Below are 15,937 nucleotides of genomic sequence, written 5' to 3' on the forward strand. Positions count from 1 at the left end.
AAGGACGCACCATGACCGCATTCACGCCCACCCCCGACGACCGCTTCACCTTCGGCCTCTGGACCGTCGGATGGCAGGCCCGCGACCCGTTCGGCGACGCCTCCAGGCCGCCGCTCGACCCGGTCGAGAGCGTGCACCGCCTGGCCGAGCTCGGCGCGCACGGCGTCACCTTCCACGACGACGACCTCCTCGCGGTCGAACCCGACCGGGAGAAGGCCATCGCGGCGTTCAGGAAGGCCCTCGACGAGACCGGCATGAAGGTGCCGATGGCCACCACCAACCTGTTCACGCACCCGGTCTTCAAGGACGGCGCCTTCACCAGCAACGACCGCGACGTGCGGCGCTACGCCCTGCGCAAGGTCATGCGCAACATCGACCTGGCCGCCTCGCTGGGCGCGAAGACGTACGTGTGCTGGGGCGGCCGCGAGGGTGCCGAGTCCGACGCCGCCAAGGACGTCAAGGCGGCCATGGAGCGCTACAAGGAGGGCCTGGACCTGCTCTGCTCGTACGTCCGCGACCGCGGCTACGACCTGCGCTTCGCCCTGGAGCCCAAGCCCAACGAGCCCCGCGGCGACATCCTGCTGCCCACGATCGGCCACGCCCTGGCGCTGATCAACGAGCTGGAGCACCCCGAGATGGTGGGCCTCAACCCCGAGGTCGGCCACGAGCAGATGGCCGGGCTCAACTTCGTGCACGGCATCGCCCAGGCGCTGTGGCACGGCAAGCTGTTCCACATCGACCTCAACGGCCAGCACGGGCCGAAGTACGACCAGGACCTGATCTTCGGCCACGGCGACCTCAAGAGCGCGTTCTTCCTGGTCGACCTGCTGGAGAACGGCGGCTACGACGGCCCCCGGCACTTCGACTACAAGCCGCTGCGCACCGAGGACCGCGAGGACGTGTGGGTCTCGGCGGCGGCGAACATGCGGACCTACCTCATCCTCAAGGAGAAGTCCCGCGCCTACCGGGCCGACCCCGAGGTGCAGGAGGCCCTGCGCGCCTCCCGCGTGGACGAGCTCGCCCAGCCCACCCTCGCGCCCGGCGAGACGTGGGCCGACCTGGCCAAGGACGACTTCGACCCCGAGGCCGCGGCCGAGCGCGGCTTCCACTTCACCCGGCTGAACCAGCTCGCGCTCGAGCACCTCATGGGGGTACGCGGATGACGAGACCCATCAGCGTCCAGCTCTACACCGTCAGGGAGCCGCTGACCGCGGACCGCGACGACGTGCTCCGCCGGATCGCGGAGATCGGCTACACCGCGGTCGAGCCGTACGACCCCACCTCCGACCCCAAGGGTTTCCGCCAGGTCGCCGACGATCTGGGGCTGCGCGTGTCGAGCACGCACGCGGGCGCGCTGCTCCGCCAGGAGCCCGCCGAGGTCTTCGACGCGGTCGCCACGCTCGGCACCGACCTGGTGATCATCCCCGCCGGGATCGCACACGAGGAGTTCACCACCGCCGACGGCATCGCCCGTACGGCCGACCTGCTGAACGGCCTGGCCGAGCAGGCGGCCGGGCACGGGATGCGGGTCGGCTACCACAACCACTGGTGGGAGATCGAGCCGAAGATCGACGGCCGGCACGCCATCGAGGTGCTGGCCGACCGGCTGGCTCCCGGGGTGTTCCTGCAGATCGACACCTACTGGGCGGCGGTGGGCGGCGCCGACGCGCCCGCCCTGCTCGGCCGCCTCGGGGAGCGCGTGATCGCGCTGCACGTCAAGGACGGCCCGGCGGTCAAGGGCGAGCCGCACACCGCGGTCGGCAGGGGTGTCATGCCCGTGCCCGAGATCCTCGCCGCCGCCCCTGACGCCTGGCGCGTCGTCGAGCTCGACGAGTGCGCCACCGACATCTTCGCCGCTCTGGCGGACAGCCACGCCTATCTCACCTCCTTGGAGAGCCTTTGAGCAACGGCCCCGTCGGCGTCGCCCTGGTCGGCGCCGGAGTCATCAGTGGCCAGTACCTCCGCAACCTCACCGCCTTCCCCGACGTCCGCGTGCTCGCCGTCGCGGACCTCGACGCCGACCGGGCCGCGACCGTCGCCCGCGAAAACCGCGTTCCCGTCTCCGGCGACCTCGGCACGGCGCTCGCGCTGCCCGAGGTGGAGATCGTGGTCAACCTCACGGTCCCGTCCGCGCACGCGGCCGTCGCGCTGGAGGCCCTGCGCGCCGGCAAGCACGTGTACGGCGAGAAGCCCTTCGCCATGGACATGGACGAGGGGGCGAAGGTCATGGCCGAGGCCGCCAACCGGGGCCTGCGCCTCGGTTGCGCCCCCGACACCTTCCTGGGCGCCGGGCTCCAGTCGGCCCTGCACGCCCTGCGTTCCGGTCTCATCGGCACGCCGGTCGCCGTCGCGGCGGCCACCCAGAGCCTCGGCCCCGAGTCGTGGCACCCCAACCCCGAGTTCTTCTACCAGCCCGGCGGCGGTCCGCTCTTCGACCTCGGCCCCTACTACCTGACCGCCCTCGTGTCCCTGTTCGGCCCGGTCAAGCAGGTCGCGGCCGGCACCCGCAAGGCCCGCGAGCAGCGCGTCGTCGGGTCAGGGCCCAAGGCGGGCACGGCTTTCCCCGTCGATGTCCCCACCCACGTCAACGCCCTCCTGGACTTCCCCGGCGCCGCCACGGCGACGGCGACGTTCAGCTTCGACTCGCCCATCAACCGCAGGATGATCGAGGTCATCGGCACCGAGGGCGCGCTGTCGCTTCCCGACCCCAACACGTTCGAGGGCCCGCTGCTGGCCCGCGGCCCGCGCGACACGGACTGGCGCGAGCTGCCCGTGTCGGGCACGACGGTGAGCCGCGGCATCGGCGTGCTGGACCTCGCCAGATCGTTGCGCGCGGGCACGCCGCACCGGGCGTCGGGCGAGCTGGCCTACCACGTGCTGGAGCTCATGTCGTCGATCGCGCAGTCGGGCGAGCGTTCGGAGTTCCGTCCCATCTCCTCCACCACGACCGCGCCGGAGCCCCTTCCGGCAGACTGGGATCCGTACGCGGCCACCCTGTCCTGATCCGGCGGCGACCGTGCTCCGGGCGGGACGGAGTACGGTCGCCGAGCCGGCGGACCCGTACGGCATCGCGTTGGCTTCAACCGGCCGGACCCGCAAGAATGGCGCGATGGCGGAAAGTGCCGAGACCGACTGGGTCTCCAGGTTCGCGGACGAGGTGATCTCCGAGGCGGAGCGACGTGCTCCGGGCAAACCGATCGTCTGCGCGTCGGGGTTGAGCCCGTCCGGCCCGATCCACCTGGGCAACTTGCGCGAGGTCATGACCCCCCACCTGGTCGCCGACGAGATCCGCCGGCGCGGCCTCGACTGCGTGCACCTGCTGTCGTGGGACGACTACGACCGCTTCCGCCGGGTCCCCGCGGGCGTCGACCCGTCGTGGGCCGAGCACATCGGCAAGCCGCTGACCTCGGTGCCCGCCCCTCCCGGCAGCGTGCACGCCAACTGGGCCGAGCACTTCAAGGCGCCGATGGCCGAGGCCCTCAAGGAGCTGGGCGTCGACTACCGCGGCATCAGCCAGACGGAGCAGTACACCTCGGGCGCCTACCGCGAGCAGATCCTGCGGGCGGTGCGCGAGCGGGCGGCGATCGACGCCGTGTTGTCGCGCTACCGCTCGAAGCAGGTCGAAGACTATTTTCCGTACAAACCCTACTGTGATCTGTGCGGGCGCGACCTGACGACGGTCACCGCCTACGACGACGAGACCACCGAACTGGCCTACACCTGTGAGTGCGGCTTCGGCGAGACGGTCCGGCTGGCCGAGCACGACCACGGCAAGCTGGTGTGGAAGGTCGACTGGCCGATGCGCTGGGCCCACGAGGGCGTGATCTTCGAGCCGTCCGGGGTCGACCACCACTCTCCCGGCTCCGCCTGGATCGTCGGAGGGCAGATCGTGGGCGAGGTGTTCGGCGGTCGGCAGCCGATCGGCCCCATGTACGCGTTCGTCGGCATCACCGGCATGGCCAAGATGAGCAGTTCCAAGGGCGACGTGCCGACCCCGGCCGACGCTCTGGAGATCATGGAGGCGCCGGTGCTGCGCTGGCTGTACGCCCGCCGCAAGCCCGCACAGTCCTTCAAGATCGCCTTCGACCAGGAGATCCAGCGCCTCTACGACGAGTGGGACGCCCTGGGCCGCAAGGTCTCCGCCGGGCAGGCCCAGCCCGCCGAGCTGGCCGCGTACAGGCGCGCGGTCAGCACCGACGCGGGCCCGCTGCCCGCCACGCCGCACCCGATCCCCTACCGCACGCTGGCCTCCGTCCTCGACATCACGACCGGGCACGCCGGGCAGACCATCCGCATCCTGCGCGACCTCGACGGGGTCGGCTCGCTCGACGACGCCCGCCCGCGCCTGGACAAGGCGCAGAGCTGGGTCGACGACCACCTGCCCGCCGACCTGCGCACCCGCGTGCGCGGGACGCCCGACTATGAGCTGCTCGACTCGCTCGGCCCCGGCGCGCGCGAGTCGTTGCGGCTGCTGGCCGACGGCCTCGACGACTGGTCGATCGAGGGCCTCACCGCGCTGGTGTACGGCGTGCCGAAGGTCCAGGCCGGGCTGCCGGCCGACGCCCAGGCGACACCGGAGCTGAAGGCGGCGCAGCGGGCGTTCTTCGCCCTGCTCTACAAGCTGCTCGTCGGCCGCGAGACCGGCCCCAGGCTGCCCACGCTGCTGATGGCCGTCGGCGCCGACCGGGTGCGCAAGCTCGTCGGCGCATGAGGGGCGTCGTCCTCATCACCGGCATCTCGGCCGCCGGCAAGTCCACCGTGGCGCAGGCCCTGGCCGAGCGGCTGCCGCGCTCCGCCCACGTGCGGGGCGACGCGTTCCGGCGCATGGTGGTCGGCGGCCGCGCCGAGATGACGCCGGAGGAGACGGGCGAGGCGCGACGCCAGCTCCACCTTCGTTACCGCATTGCGGCGAATACTGCGGACATGTATTGCGAAGCGGGATTCACATCAATTGTTCAGGACGTCGTTATTGGCGGGGATTTGGAGCGGTTTACGAAAATGGTCCGTTCTCGACCCCTGCAGGTCGTCGTTCTCGCTCCCGACCCGGCGGCCGTGGAGCGCCGGGAGCGTGCGCGCGGCAAGCGCGGCTACGCGGGCGGATGGACGATAGCCCAGCTGGACGCCGTGTTGCGCGACGAGACGCCGCGCCTCGGCCTGTGGCTCGACACCTCCCGGCAGAGCCCGGAAGAAACCGTGAACGAGATTATCTCTCGGGTCGGAGAGGCTCAAATAGGAGGCGATGGATAAGAACCCTGACCCATGCAAGGAATCGTCAAGTGAGCTGCATGCGAAAGGGGGGATTTTCCTGCCATGAACAACCAGCCTTTCGCCGCCAGCGTCAGCGTCATCGTTCCCGCGATGAACGAGGCCGACAACCTCCCTCACGTGTTCGCCACGCTGCCCGAGTGGATCGACGAGGTGATCCTGGTCGACGGCAACTCGACCGACGACACCGTCGCCGTGGCGCGCGGGCTGCGCCCCGACCTCCGGGTCGTCACGCAGACGCGGCGCGGCAAGGGCAACGCCCTCATCGAGGGTTTCCAGGCCGCACGCGGCGACATCATCGTCATGATCGACGCCGACGGCTCCACCAACGGCCGGGAGATCCGCTCGTTCGTCGCCACGCTCGTCAACGGCGCCGACTTCGCCAAGGGCTCCAGGTACGCCCCCGGTGGCGGCTCGGACGACCTCAGCCCGATCCGCTCGCTCGGCAACAAGGTCCTCACCGGGCTGACGAACCTCCTCTACGGCACCCGCTACACCGACCTCTGCTACGGCTACAACGCCTTCTGGACCCGCCACCTCGACGCCCTCGACCTCGACTGCGACGGCTTCGAGATCGAGACCCTGATGAACGTCCGGGCCGCCCAGGCCGGCCTCGTCATCCGCGAGGTCCCCAGCCACGAGCGCTCCCGCATCCACGGCGAGAGCAACCTGCACGCGCTGCGCGACGGCTGGCGCGTGCTCAGAACGATCCTGCGGGAGCGCGGTCGCGGTAGCGCCGTCACGGCCCAGGCGCAGGTGGCCCTCGCGAAGTGAGCCGGTGGCGCCGGCCGCGTGAATAGTGACATTCTCTGGCAATGCGCTACATAGTGATCGGAGCGGGAGCAGTCGGGGGAACCATCGGGGCCCGCCTCTTCCAGGGCGGCCACGACGTCCTGCTCATCGCGAGAGGCGCTCACCACGACGCGCTCAAACGTGACGGCCTGCGCCTGATCACCCCGGAATCCACCGAAACCCTCGACATCCCCACCGCCGACGGCCCCGTGCCCACCCGCGACGGCGACGTGCTGGTCCTGGCCACCAAAACGCAGGACACCATCGCCGCACTCGACCCGTGGCCGGCCGGCCTGCCCGTGGTCTGCGCCCAGAACGGCGTCGCCAACGAGCGTATGGCCCTGCGGCGGTTCGAGCACGTCTACGGCATGTGCGTGTGGTTGCCCGCCGAACATCTGCAGCCCGGCGTGGTGACCGCGAACGGCCACCCGTACTCCGGCATGTTGCACGTCGGCCGCTATCCACAGGGTGTGGACGAACTCGCCGAGCAGATGGCCACCGACCTCGGCAAGCACGGACTCGTCGGGCGGGCCGTCCCCGACGTGATGCGCTGGAAGCACGGCAAGCTGATCGGCAACCTGGGCAACGCCGTCGAGGCGCTGCTCGGCCGCGTGGACGGACTCGTCGAGGTGGTCACGCGGGCCAGGGTGGAGGCCATGACCGTGCTCGACACGGCCGGCATCGCGTACTCGACGAACGAGGAGGAGGCCGAGGTGCGCGGCCGGCGGGTCGACATCCGCCCGGTCGAGGGCGCCCAGCGCGGCGGCGGGTCGTCGTGGCAGAGCCTGGCCAGGGGCAGCGGCTCGATCGAGGCCGACTATCTCAACGGCGAGATCGTCCTGCTCGGCCGGCTGCACGGCGTGCCCACCCCCGTCAACGAGGTGCTGCGGAGCGAGGCCAACAGGGCCGCCCGCGAGAAGCTGCCGCCCGGCTCGATGCGGCTGGAGACGCTGCGAGCGCTCATCGACGAGCGTTGCGCATCCTGATCCCGCTGAACTCCAGCGTGCTCGCCGTCACCTCGTTCCAGAACGGCCACAGGTCGGCCATCACCCTGAGCTGGATGCCGGCCTCCTCGTGCAGCTCGAACAGGTCGGAGACCGGCTCGGGCGGGCCCAGCGGCACCACGGGAACCGTCGCGACCACGGCGTGCGGCGGATCGCCGATGGGCTTGAAGTCGTCGGCCGGGAGCCGGTAGGCGTAGAGCCGGACGTCCATGATGGCCCGCAGCCAGCCGTACTCGACGGCGTGGACCCGATCGCCGCAGCCCGAGCCGACGATCCGGTCGAGGTCCTCCTGGGTGGTGCGCGGGCCGGCCCAGGCCATCGCCCTGGGGCAGTCGCGGGGGAACCAGTAGTCGGGGCACCGGTCGTGGCCGACCGCCCACACGTAGGGCTCGGTTCGTACGGACGTCGGCGCGACATGCGGCACGAACCGCTCGATGGTCGGGTCCTCGGAGAAGTGCAGCACCTCGCCCGGTCCAGGTCTCATGATGACCATCATGGCGCATATCCCGCCGCCGCCAGGGCAGGGGAAACCCACTCTGACGACAAGGGGTGAGTTTGGGTGATCTTTTTAGGTGTGCTTCTGGTCCTGCTCGCCGGCGCCGCCGCCGCACTGGTCCTCACCGAGGAGAGCGCCAGGTACATCCTGTTCGGATACACCTTCGAGCCCGATCGCCTGGAGATGTTCCTCGCGGGGGCGGCCGTCGCGGCCGTCCTGCTCGCGGGGTTCTGGCTGATCGGCTCGTGGTCCCGCAGGACCGCAAGGCAGCGCCGCAGGCTCCGCAACGCCAAGGCCGAGGCCTCCAGCAAGGTGGCCCGGCTGGAGGACGAGAAACGCGACCTGGAACGCAAGCTCGAACGCGACGGCACCTCCGGTGACCGCCTCGTGTCGCGCGGACCCCAGGACACGCGTCCGTGACGCTGGTCAGGCGTTCGCGCTCTGGCGTGCGGGCAGCAGGTTGCCCTCACGCCAGAGCGCGAACCCCGTGATCAGCGCGCCGAGCCCTTCCCAGAGCCCGACGCCGAAGAACTTGCCCGGCGCCGCGCCCGTCAGCACCAGCGTGGTGAACACCGCGAACGTCACCAGCCGGAACGGCACCGTCCAGCGGAAGAACGGGGTGTAGTTCGCCGAGGCCGCGAAGACGTAGTAGACGCCCATGTTGACCGCCGCCATCGACGAAGCGGCCATGTAGACCAGCGTGTAGTCCCCCGGCGGCCTGGTGTCGAGCACCTCGAAACCCAGCATGACCAGCAGAGTGTCAGGAGAGATCAGACCGAGCAGGCCGAGGGCGAAGGCGAGGAAGCCGAAGACCGCGATGGTCCAGCCCGAAAAAGAACGCGGGAGACGCACAGAAATCCTTCCAAAGGGGGGTGTACTCTGCGAGGCGATCTCATCATGCACCCGGAGGTCGCATGCCCCCCACGCGTGGCCGCCCCATCGCGCTGAAAATCCTCATCCTCCTCCTCGTCCCGTTGTTGTCCCTCGTGGGCCTGTGGGCGTTCGCCGCGGGGCTGACCGGCGGCGACGGCGTCCGGCTGCTGGCGATCAACGACCTGGCGGGCAACCTGGCCATCCCGTCGGAGCAGGTCAACATCCACCTGCAGAAGGAGCGGCTCGTCTCGACGCAGTTCCTGGCCACGGGCAAGGGCGCCGGCAAGGTGGCCCAGCAGCGCAGGTCCACCGACCAGGCCATGGCCACGTTCCGCAGGCTGGCCAGGGCCCAGCAGGACCTGACGCCCGCCATGAGCACGCAGCTCAGCGCGCTGAACGCCAAGCTCGGCGGGCTCACCGACCTCCGGCGCGCCGTCGACGCCGGCACGACCGCGCCGCTCGACATCGTCGAGGGCTACAGCCAGATCGTCGACGCGTCCTTCCGCATGTACGACGCCATGGTGCTGGTGCCCGACATGTCCCTCTACAAGCAGGCCAGGGCGGTCACGATGCTCGGCGAGGCCAAGGACATGTTGTCCAGGGAGCAGGCCGTGATCGCGGTGGTGCTCGCCAAGGGCAAGGTGGAGCCCAGGGAGCGGGGGGCGTTCACGGCCATGGTCGCCACCAGGCGGCTGCTCTACTCCCAGGCGCTCTCCCACCTCGACGACGAGCTGCGCGGCCCATACGAGCGGCTGTCCGCGTCGCCGGTCTACCGGGAGTTCGTCCGCACCGAGGACGCCATCCGCACGCGGACCGCCACCATCGGCCTGCCGCCCACGGCGGCCACCTGGCCCCTCGACGCCCAGAACCTGTGGCAGGCCGTCGAGGACAACCAGAGCGCGGCCGTGCAGGGCATCACCGCCCGGGTCACGCCGACGGCCATCGGCATGCTGGTCAAGCTCGGCGTGGCGGGCGGCGTGGGCCTGATCGCCGTCGTCGCCTCGATCGTGCTCTCGCTGCGCTTCCGCAGGCGCCTGGTGAGCGAGCTGGCCGGGCTCCGCGACGCGGCCACGGAGCTGGCCGAGGTGCGGCTGGCCGAGCTGGTCAGGCGGCTGCGCAAGAACGTCGACCCGCCCACGGCCGAGGAGGTGGCGCCGCTGAAGGTCAGGACCAGCACCTCCGAGGTGAGCGACATCGTCCAGGCGTTCAACGAGGTGCAGTCCACGGCCGTCGAGGCCGCGCTGGGCCAGGCCAAGCTGCGGCACGGCGTCAGCCAGGTCTTCGTCAACCTGGCCAGGCGCAACCAGTCGCTGCTGCACCGGCAGCTGCTGCAGCTCGACAGCATGGAGCGGGCCACCGAGGAGCCGGAGACGCTGGCGGACCTGTTCAAGCTCGACCACCTCACCACCCGCATGCGCCGGCACGCGGAGAGCCTCATCATCCTGTCCGACCAGACGCCGGGGCGCGGCTGGCGCAACCCGGTGCCAGTGCACGACGTGCTGCGCGCGGCCGTCGCGGAGGTCGAGGAGTACGAGCGGGTCGAAGTGCTCCAGCCGCCGCCGGTCTCCCTGCTGGGCTCGGTGGTCACGGACGTGGCCCACCTGGTGGCCGAGCTGGTGGAGAACGCCACTCTCTTCTCGCCGCCGCAGACCAAGGTCGACGTGCGCAGCTCCAGCACCGCGCACGGCCTCATGATCGAGATCGAGGACCGCGGCCTCGGCCTGCCCCGCGTCGAGCTCGACGAGCTCAACGATCGGCTGTCGACGGTGCCGGAGTTCGACCTGGCGCAGAGCGACCGGCTCGGCCTGTTCGTGGTCGGCAGGCTCGCGTCCAGGCACGGCATCAAGGTCACCCTGGCGCCCTCGCCGTACGGCGGGCTGACCGCGATGGTCGCCCTGCCGTCGTCGCTGCTGGCCGACCAGCCGGTGCTCAGCGGCCGGTGACGGGCCCAGTAGTCGGCCCAGTAGTCGGCCCGGCGGCAGGGCCGGTGAGAGAGCCGGTGACAGGCGTCGCGCCGGCCGGTGTCAGGCGCAGGAACGGCTCGCTGAAGTGCGCGGTGGCGAGGATCGCCCGCTCGGCGCGGAGCGCGGCGAGGGTCTCCGCGCGGGTGCGCGCGGCGGCCTCCTGGTCGCCGTCGTAGAGGTAGCGCAGGCGCGGATCGTCCAGCTGCACCGGGTGGAGGACGAGGTCGCCGGTCATGGCCACGTCGCCGGCCCTGGCGATCTGGTGTCCGGGGGTGTGGCCGGGCGCGAGGTGCACGCGCACGCCCGGCGCGACGTCCGCGTCGCCCTCGACGACGTGCAGCTGATCCTTGATCGTGGTGACGACGTCGTCGAGCATCGGGCCGGCGGCGGCGTCGAGCTCGGCCCGCTGGAGCACGTAGCGGGCGTTCTCGAACGCGGGCCTGCCGTCCGCGACCGAGCCCGAGGCGTGGTCGCCGTGCAGGTGGGTCAGGATGACGGTGCCGATGTCGGCGGGCGACACCCCCACGGCGGCGAGCTCTCCGGCCAGCGTGCCGGGGACCGGCGCCCAGGTGGCCGCCGGTGAGTCGATGCCGCCGATGCCGGTGTCGACCAGCGTCAGGCGGCCGGCCGCGTCACGCAGCAGGTAGCAGTGGAAGTGCAGGACCCAGGGCTCGTCGGGCAGGCCTGAGCCGGCGAACATCTCGTCGAGCGGGCGTCGGATGGCGGGGCCCATGGGGCCGACGGCGTCGCAGAGCGGGGTCACGTCGACGCCGGACACGGTGATCGATCGGTGCGGCACCCGGTAAGGCTACGCCCTCTCTCAGGCGGCGACCGGCTCGTGCGGGACGTACTCGTTCTCGACGTCGGCGGCGAAGACGGCGCGGCGGCAGTGGGCGCACCTGTACATGATCGGGCCTTCGTCGAGCTCGTTGTGGCACCGCGGGCAGGTGACGGTCTTCATGATGCTCCCCCAGAGTCTCTCTTCGTCTTCATGGAACCCCCACCGAGTTGCAGGGATCCTGCATGCCACTGGATATGACGCCGCTACGCCGATGGGAGTTGTGTCCTTCGGTACACCGAGCGCGGTAATTTTCCTCGCCCCGCGGTGTCGAGAAGAACATTGTCACGTGTCTACCCGGCGTTCGCCGGTCAAGACACGGGAACGGCCCGGGAATAGTCCAAGCGGGCTAGGCGTTACATGGGCCAGATGGTGTGGTATGTTCCAACTAGCGTCGAGCCCAGGCTCCGCTGATCTTCACCTCACAGCCCTGCCCCGCTTCATGAGGGCCCGGCTTGTGTTCCTTTCTCTGCCCACCCGTTACGGGTTCGGCGCATTCCCCTGAGGGGTCCATCATGTCTGTGCAAACCATTCCGCGGCAGCGTGCCTCCACGTCCGTCCGGCATGTGACCGGCCTTCTGGACGTACGCGACAAATCCGCATTTCTCCGGGCCGGCCATCTGCCGGGACCCGGCGACGTACGCCTCACACCCGACAAGCTCCGCCAGTACGACCTGCGCCCCGGCGACCACGTGACCGCCGCCCTCGCCGGCAACAAGCTGGTCGGCGTCGAGTCCGTCAACGGCGCCGCACAATGGCGGGACCGCCCCCGCTTCGCCGACCTGACGCCGATCCACCCGACAGAACGGCTCAGCATCGAGACAGAGTCGCTCAGCACGCGCGTCATCGACCTGTTCGCCCCCATCGGCAAGGGGCAGCGCGGCCTCATCGTGGCGCCGCCCAAGGCCGGCAAGACCATGGCGATGCAGGCGCTGGCCGCAGGGATCTCCCGCAACCACCCCGAGGTGCACCTCATGGTCCTCCTGGTGGGCGAGCGGCCCGAGGAGGTCACCGAGATGCGCGCCACCATCGACGGCGAGGTCTTCTCCTCCACCTTCGACCATCCCGACCGCGACCACGCCGCCCTCGCCGAGCTGGCCATCGAACGGGCCAAGCGGCTCGTCGAGGCGGGGCGGGACGTGGTGCTGCTGCTCGACTCGCTGACGCGGCTCGGGCGCGCGTACAACAACCTGGCGCCCGGCGGGGGGCGCGTGCTCACCGGCGGCATCGACGCCACCGCTCTCTACCCGCCCAAACGCTTCTTCGGCGCCGCCCGTAACGTCGAGGGCGGCGGCTCCCTCACCATCCTCGCCACCGCGCTGGTGGACACCGGCTCGCGGATGGACAACAGCCTGTACGAGGAGTTCAAGGGCACGGGCAATATGGAGGTGCACCTGACCCGCGAGCTGGCCGAGCGGCGGTTGTTCCCTGCCGTCGACCTGGACGCCTCGGGCACCCGGCGCGAGGAGATCCTGCTGCACCCGCAGGAGCGGCAGGTCATCTGGCGGCTGCGCCGGATGCTCACCACGCAGGAGAAGCAGCAAGGGCTCGAGATGCTCGTCGGCAAGCTCCGCTCCACCCCCTCCAACGCCGCGTTCCTCCTGGAAGCGAGCGCGTGACGTGCGTGCACCAGAATGGGCGCATGCTGGCTGACATCGTCGACTATCTGAGCTGTCCCGTGTGCCGTGCGGGGCTGCGGATCGACGCGGCGACGGTGCGGTGCGCGCAGGGGCACACGTTCGACATGGCCAGGCAGGGATACGTCAGCCTTCTGGTCGGCTCCAGGCCGCCGGGCACCGCCGACACCGCCGCGATGGTGGCCGCGCGGGCCGCTTTCCTGGACGCGGGGCACTATGCCCCCTTGGCCGACGCCGTGGCGCAAACGGTGCGGGCGCACGTCACCCGGCGGGGAGAACTTGAGTCCTCCGCGGAAAAGAGTGACGACGCCGAGCTGAGGGCGTACCGTGGGGCGCAACTGGAGGCCGGTGACGGCCCGGGGCCGGCTGGTCGCGGGCAGGGGCCGGGGATCGTCGAGGGTCGTCGCGCGGAGGGCAGGGCCGCGCCGGTGATCGTCGACGCAGGAGCGGGCACCGGGCACTACCTGGCGGCCACGCTCAACGCGGTGACCGATGGCATCGGGATGGCGTTCGATGTGTCGAAGCACGCTGTGCGCCGGGCGGCGCGGGTGCATCCGAGGGCGGGAGCGTTCGTGGCCGACGTGTGGCGGCCTCTCCCGATCCGGGATGGGGTGGCCGATGTGGTGATCGACGTGTTCGCGCCCAGGAACGGGCCGGAGTTCGGCAGGATTCTGCGGCCCGGCGGCGTCGCGGTGGTCGTCACTCCCGCGAGGGCGCATCTGAGCCCGCTGGTCGAGGAGCTGGGCCTGCTCTCCGTGGACGACGAGAAGGAGCGCAGGGTGGCTCGGAGCCTGGAGGGGCTCGCCGAACGCGAGCGGCGTTCGGTGGGGTTCGAGATGGAGTTGGGGCACGATGACATCGCCCAGGTGATCGGGATGGGCCCAAGCGCATGGCATACCGACGCGACTACGCTCGATGAGCGAATTGCCTCATTTATCTCCCATAATGTCGCGAAAGGACGTCATAAAGTGACGACCCGCGCGGCGTTTCACCTGTCTATCTATGAACCCACTCCCCGATCAAGTCCCGTTCCTTGACGGGCCCGCGTGACCGATGTTACTGATGGGGCATTTAGTCCGAAATTCCCCCACATTTCCTGAGTATTTCCCCGGCACAGGCGCAATACTGGACGACATCCATCGCCCCGAGGCGAAGGACTTCAGGGAGGGAGCGCGCCGGATGAAGGCGGAGGAACGCTGGCAGGCCAGGTTCCGGGCCTCGCGCATGACGCTGCCGTCCTGGGCCCGCCAGGCCCCCAACCGCTCCATCTACCGTTCCAACGCCACCGGCATCTGGCAGGTCTACGCGTGGGACCGCGTGTCGGGCACCACCCGCCAGGTCACCGACCGGCCCAGGGGCGCGGTGTACGCCGCCATCGACCCGACCGGCCAGTGGATCTACTGGTTCGCCGACACCGAGGGCGACGAGTTCGGCTCGTGGTGGCGCCAGCCGTTCAACGGCGGCCCCGACGAGCCGGTCGCGCCCGGCATCCCGCCGGGCCAGCCCGGCGGCATCGCGCTGTCCGCGACGGGCGTCGCGGCGATCAGCCTGGCCAGCGGCGGAGCGTTCCGCATCCACCTGGTACGCGCCGGCGAGCCTGCCACGCTCCTGTACGAGCACCCCGAGGCCAACTGGGTGACCGACATGTCACTCGACGGCTCCCTGATCGCCATCAACCACGGCGAGTACGCCGACTACCGGCACCCGGCGCTGCGCGTCGTCCGCCACAACGGCGACACGGTCGGCGAGCTCTACGACGGCCCCGGCAAGGGGGTCCTCGGCCTCACCTTCGCCCCGGTCCTGGGCGACCGCCGCCTGCTCGCCCTGCACGAGCGCCGCCGGCGCCACGAGCCCCTGGTGTGGGATCCGGTGACCGGCGAGCAGCGCGAGATCTGGCTGAGGGACCCCGGCGACCTGGCGGCCGAGTGGTACGACGACGGCCGCGGCCTGCTCATCCTGCGCGACGACCGCGCCCGCAGCCACCTGCACCGCTACGACCTGGCCGGCGGTGTGCTGAAACCCATCGAGACGCCGCACGGCGTGATCGACGACGCCGCCCCGCGGCCCGGCGGCCATGTCGAATACTCCTGGTCGAGCGCCTCCCACCCGCCGGTCATCCGGTCGAGCAACGATCAGGTCGTGGTCAACTCCAGCGGCCCGCCCGCCCCTCCGAGCGTCCCCGTGGAGGACCTCGACGTCGATGGCGAGGGCGGCCGCATCCACGCGCTGGTCAGCAGGCCCGAGGCCGGCACCTCACCCTACCCGACGATCTTCCTGCTGCACGGCGGGCCGGCGGCACACGACCGCGACGCCTTCTCACCCGAGGTCGCGGCCTGGGTGGACGCCGGGTTCGCGGTGGTGCGGGTCAACTACCGCGGCTCGACCGGCTACGGGTCGGCCTGGCGTGACGCGCTCCGCGGCGACGTCGGGCACACCGAGCTGGCCGACGTGGCCGCCGTGCACCGGTGCGTGGTCGAGCGCGGCATCTCCGACCCCGGCCGGATGGTGCTCGCGGGCTCGGGCTGGGGCGGCTATCTCACGCTGCTCGGCCTCGGCACCCAGCCCGACCTGTGGACGGCCGGCATCGCGGCGGTGCCGCTGGCCTGCCACCAGACGTCGTACGAGGACGAGGCGGAGAGCCTGCGGGCCTACCACCGGGCGCTGTTCGGCGGCTCACCCGACGAGCAGCCGGAGCGGTACGCGGCCAGCTCCCCCATCACCTATGTCGAGCAGGTCCAGAGCCCGCTGCTGATCCTGGCGGGCGAGAACGACGCCCGCTGCCCGATGCGCCAGATCGAGAAGTACGTGGCCAAGCTGGCCGAGCACGGGCGCGATCACGAGGTCTACACCTACGACGCCGCCGCGAGCTCGCTCCTGATCTCGGAGCGCATCACCCAGATCGCGCACCAGCTCGATTTCGCCCGAAAGCACGTCAAACTGCACTAAGCACTGACATGTCGTAAGAACTTGGGCGACTCCGTCGCTTGATCGTCGGGCTTTCCGGCTGCCACCATCACGCCACCGCCGACCCGGAAGGGCGTACTTGGAACACGATCGCCACGTTGTGG

At 70.6% G+C, this 15,937-nt stretch carries 16 protein-coding genes; 12 read left to right on the forward strand and 4 right to left on the reverse strand.

From position 1 onward, the window contains the following. Positions 1-11 precede the first annotated feature (11 nt). The 7 genes from xylA (at position 12) to ABGA98_RS07485 (ending at position 7,043) form a co-directional block, all read left to right on the forward strand. Complete coding sequence (gene xylA, locus ABGA98_RS07455) at positions 12-1,163, forward strand: xylose isomerase (protein WP_347617399.1); 1,152 nt, start codon at positions 12-14, stop codon at positions 1,161-1,163. Beyond that, positions 1,160-1,903 carry a sugar phosphate isomerase/epimerase gene (locus tag ABGA98_RS07460; RefSeq protein ID WP_347617400.1) on the forward strand — a complete coding sequence of 248 codons (744 nt, stop codon included), beginning with the start codon at positions 1,160-1,162 and terminating at the stop codon, positions 1,901-1,903. Before xylA ends, ABGA98_RS07460 begins: the two co-directional genes overlap by 4 nt. Further along, entirely contained in the window at positions 1,900-3,003 is a 1,104-nt protein-coding gene (locus tag ABGA98_RS07465; RefSeq protein WP_347617401.1) for a Gfo/Idh/MocA family oxidoreductase, read from the forward strand. The genes ABGA98_RS07460 and ABGA98_RS07465 overlap by 4 nt, the downstream gene beginning before the upstream one ends. A 106-nt stretch (positions 3,004-3,109) precedes the next feature. Further along, positions 3,110-4,711 (forward strand): lysine--tRNA ligase, encoded by a 1,602-nt coding sequence (gene lysS / locus ABGA98_RS07470; protein WP_347617402.1) that lies wholly within the window; start codon positions 3,110-3,112, stop codon positions 4,709-4,711. Beyond that, a complete protein-coding gene (locus ABGA98_RS07475) occupies positions 4,708-5,247 on the forward strand; it encodes an AAA family ATPase (protein ID WP_347617403.1) in 540 nt (179 codons plus the stop codon). Before lysS ends, ABGA98_RS07475 begins: the two co-directional genes overlap by 4 nt. Before the next feature lie 63 nt (positions 5,248-5,310). Then, positions 5,311-6,039 (forward strand): glycosyltransferase family 2 protein, encoded by a 729-nt coding sequence (locus ABGA98_RS07480; protein WP_347617404.1) that lies wholly within the window; start codon positions 5,311-5,313, stop codon positions 6,037-6,039. A 41-nt stretch (positions 6,040-6,080) separates the two neighbouring features. Beyond that, complete coding sequence (locus tag ABGA98_RS07485; protein ID WP_347617405.1) at positions 6,081-7,043, forward strand: 2-dehydropantoate 2-reductase N-terminal domain-containing protein; 963 nt, start codon at positions 6,081-6,083, stop codon at positions 7,041-7,043. Here the strand turns inward: ABGA98_RS07485 and ABGA98_RS07490 are convergent. Next, on the reverse strand, positions 7,018-7,545 hold the full coding sequence (locus tag ABGA98_RS07490; RefSeq protein ID WP_347617406.1) for a DUF6886 family protein: 528 nt from the start codon (positions 7,543-7,545) through the stop codon (positions 7,018-7,020). The genes ABGA98_RS07485 and ABGA98_RS07490 overlap by 26 nt on opposite strands. A 90-nt stretch (positions 7,546-7,635) precedes the next feature. Between ABGA98_RS07490 and ABGA98_RS07495 the strand changes: the two genes are divergently transcribed. After that, positions 7,636-7,977, forward strand: a complete 342-nt coding sequence (locus tag ABGA98_RS07495; protein WP_347617407.1) for a hypothetical protein — start codon at positions 7,636-7,638, stop codon at positions 7,975-7,977. Between the two features lie 6 nt (positions 7,978-7,983). Here the strand turns inward: ABGA98_RS07495 and ABGA98_RS07500 are convergent, their stop codons facing one another. After that, the gene (locus ABGA98_RS07500) at positions 7,984-8,409 is read right to left on the reverse strand and encodes a hypothetical protein (protein ID WP_347617408.1); all 426 of its coding nucleotides are present in this window, start codon (positions 8,407-8,409) and stop codon (positions 7,984-7,986) included. A gap of 62 nt (positions 8,410-8,471) precedes the next feature. Here ABGA98_RS07500 and ABGA98_RS07505 point away from each other — a divergent pair, with 62 nt between their 5' ends. Continuing rightward, positions 8,472-10,373: a nitrate- and nitrite sensing domain-containing protein gene (locus ABGA98_RS07505; RefSeq protein ID WP_347617409.1), complete on the forward strand. Its 1,902-nt coding sequence runs from the start codon at positions 8,472-8,474 to the stop codon at positions 10,371-10,373. Here ABGA98_RS07505 and ABGA98_RS07510 read toward each other — a convergent pair. Continuing rightward, complete coding sequence (locus ABGA98_RS07510; RefSeq protein ID WP_347617410.1) at positions 10,360-11,193, reverse strand: MBL fold metallo-hydrolase; 834 nt, start codon at positions 11,191-11,193, stop codon at positions 10,360-10,362. The genes ABGA98_RS07505 and ABGA98_RS07510 overlap by 14 nt on opposite strands. Before the next feature lie 21 nt (positions 11,194-11,214). After that, positions 11,215-11,355 carry a hypothetical protein gene (locus tag ABGA98_RS07515; RefSeq protein WP_347617411.1) on the reverse strand — a complete coding sequence of 47 codons (141 nt, stop codon included), beginning with the start codon at positions 11,353-11,355 and terminating at the stop codon, positions 11,215-11,217. A gap of 392 nt (positions 11,356-11,747) precedes the next feature. Here ABGA98_RS07515 and rho point away from each other — a divergent pair, with 392 nt between their 5' ends. From rho to ABGA98_RS07530, 3 genes are all read left to right on the forward strand, one after another. After that, on the forward strand, positions 11,748-12,851 hold the full coding sequence (rho, locus tag ABGA98_RS07520; protein WP_347617412.1) for a transcription termination factor Rho: 1,104 nt from the start codon (positions 11,748-11,750) through the stop codon (positions 12,849-12,851). Between the two features lie 23 nt (positions 12,852-12,874). Next, on the forward strand, positions 12,875-13,906 hold the full coding sequence (locus ABGA98_RS07525; RefSeq protein ID WP_347617413.1) for a putative RNA methyltransferase: 1,032 nt from the start codon (positions 12,875-12,877) through the stop codon (positions 13,904-13,906). Between the two features lie 142 nt (positions 13,907-14,048). Further along, positions 14,049-15,815, forward strand: a complete 1,767-nt coding sequence (locus ABGA98_RS07530) for a prolyl oligopeptidase family serine peptidase (protein ID WP_347617414.1) — start codon at positions 14,049-14,051, stop codon at positions 15,813-15,815. Positions 15,816-15,937 lie beyond the last annotated feature (122 nt).

The organism is Nonomuraea sp. B1E8 (assembly GCF_039871515.1).
In the GTDB taxonomy this organism is placed as follows: Bacteria; Actinomycetota; Actinomycetes; order Streptosporangiales; family Streptosporangiaceae; genus Nonomuraea.

Bases quoted from the DNA above. Each gene is read 5' to 3' on its own strand.
- xylA (WP_347617399.1), top strand. From the start codon at position 12: ATGACCGCATTCACGCCCACCCCCGACGACCGCTTCACCTTCGGCCTC.
- ABGA98_RS07460 (WP_347617400.1), top strand. From the start codon at position 1,160: ATGACGAGACCCATCAGCGTCCAGCTCTACACCGTCAGGGAGCCGCTG.
- lysS (WP_347617402.1), top strand. From the start codon at position 3,110: ATGGCGGAAAGTGCCGAGACCGACTGGGTCTCCAGGTTCGCGGACGAG.
- ABGA98_RS07475 (WP_347617403.1), top strand. From the start codon at position 4,708: ATGAGGGGCGTCGTCCTCATCACCGGCATCTCGGCCGCCGGCAAGTCC.
- ABGA98_RS07480 (WP_347617404.1), top strand. From the start codon at position 5,311: ATGAACAACCAGCCTTTCGCCGCCAGCGTCAGCGTCATCGTTCCCGCG.
- ABGA98_RS07485 (WP_347617405.1), top strand. From the start codon at position 6,081: ATGCGCTACATAGTGATCGGAGCGGGAGCAGTCGGGGGAACCATCGGG.
- ABGA98_RS07490 (WP_347617406.1), bottom strand. From the start codon at position 7,545: ATGAGACCTGGACCGGGCGAGGTGCTGCACTTCTCCGAGGACCCGACC.
- ABGA98_RS07505 (WP_347617409.1), top strand. From the start codon at position 8,472: ATGCCCCCCACGCGTGGCCGCCCCATCGCGCTGAAAATCCTCATCCTC.
- ABGA98_RS07515 (WP_347617411.1), bottom strand. From the start codon at position 11,355: ATGAAGACCGTCACCTGCCCGCGGTGCCACAACGAGCTCGACGAAGGC.
- rho (WP_347617412.1), top strand. From the start codon at position 11,748: ATGTCTGTGCAAACCATTCCGCGGCAGCGTGCCTCCACGTCCGTCCGG.
- ABGA98_RS07525 (WP_347617413.1), top strand. From the start codon at position 12,875: ATGCTGGCTGACATCGTCGACTATCTGAGCTGTCCCGTGTGCCGTGCG.
- ABGA98_RS07530 (WP_347617414.1), top strand. From the start codon at position 14,049: ATGAAGGCGGAGGAACGCTGGCAGGCCAGGTTCCGGGCCTCGCGCATG.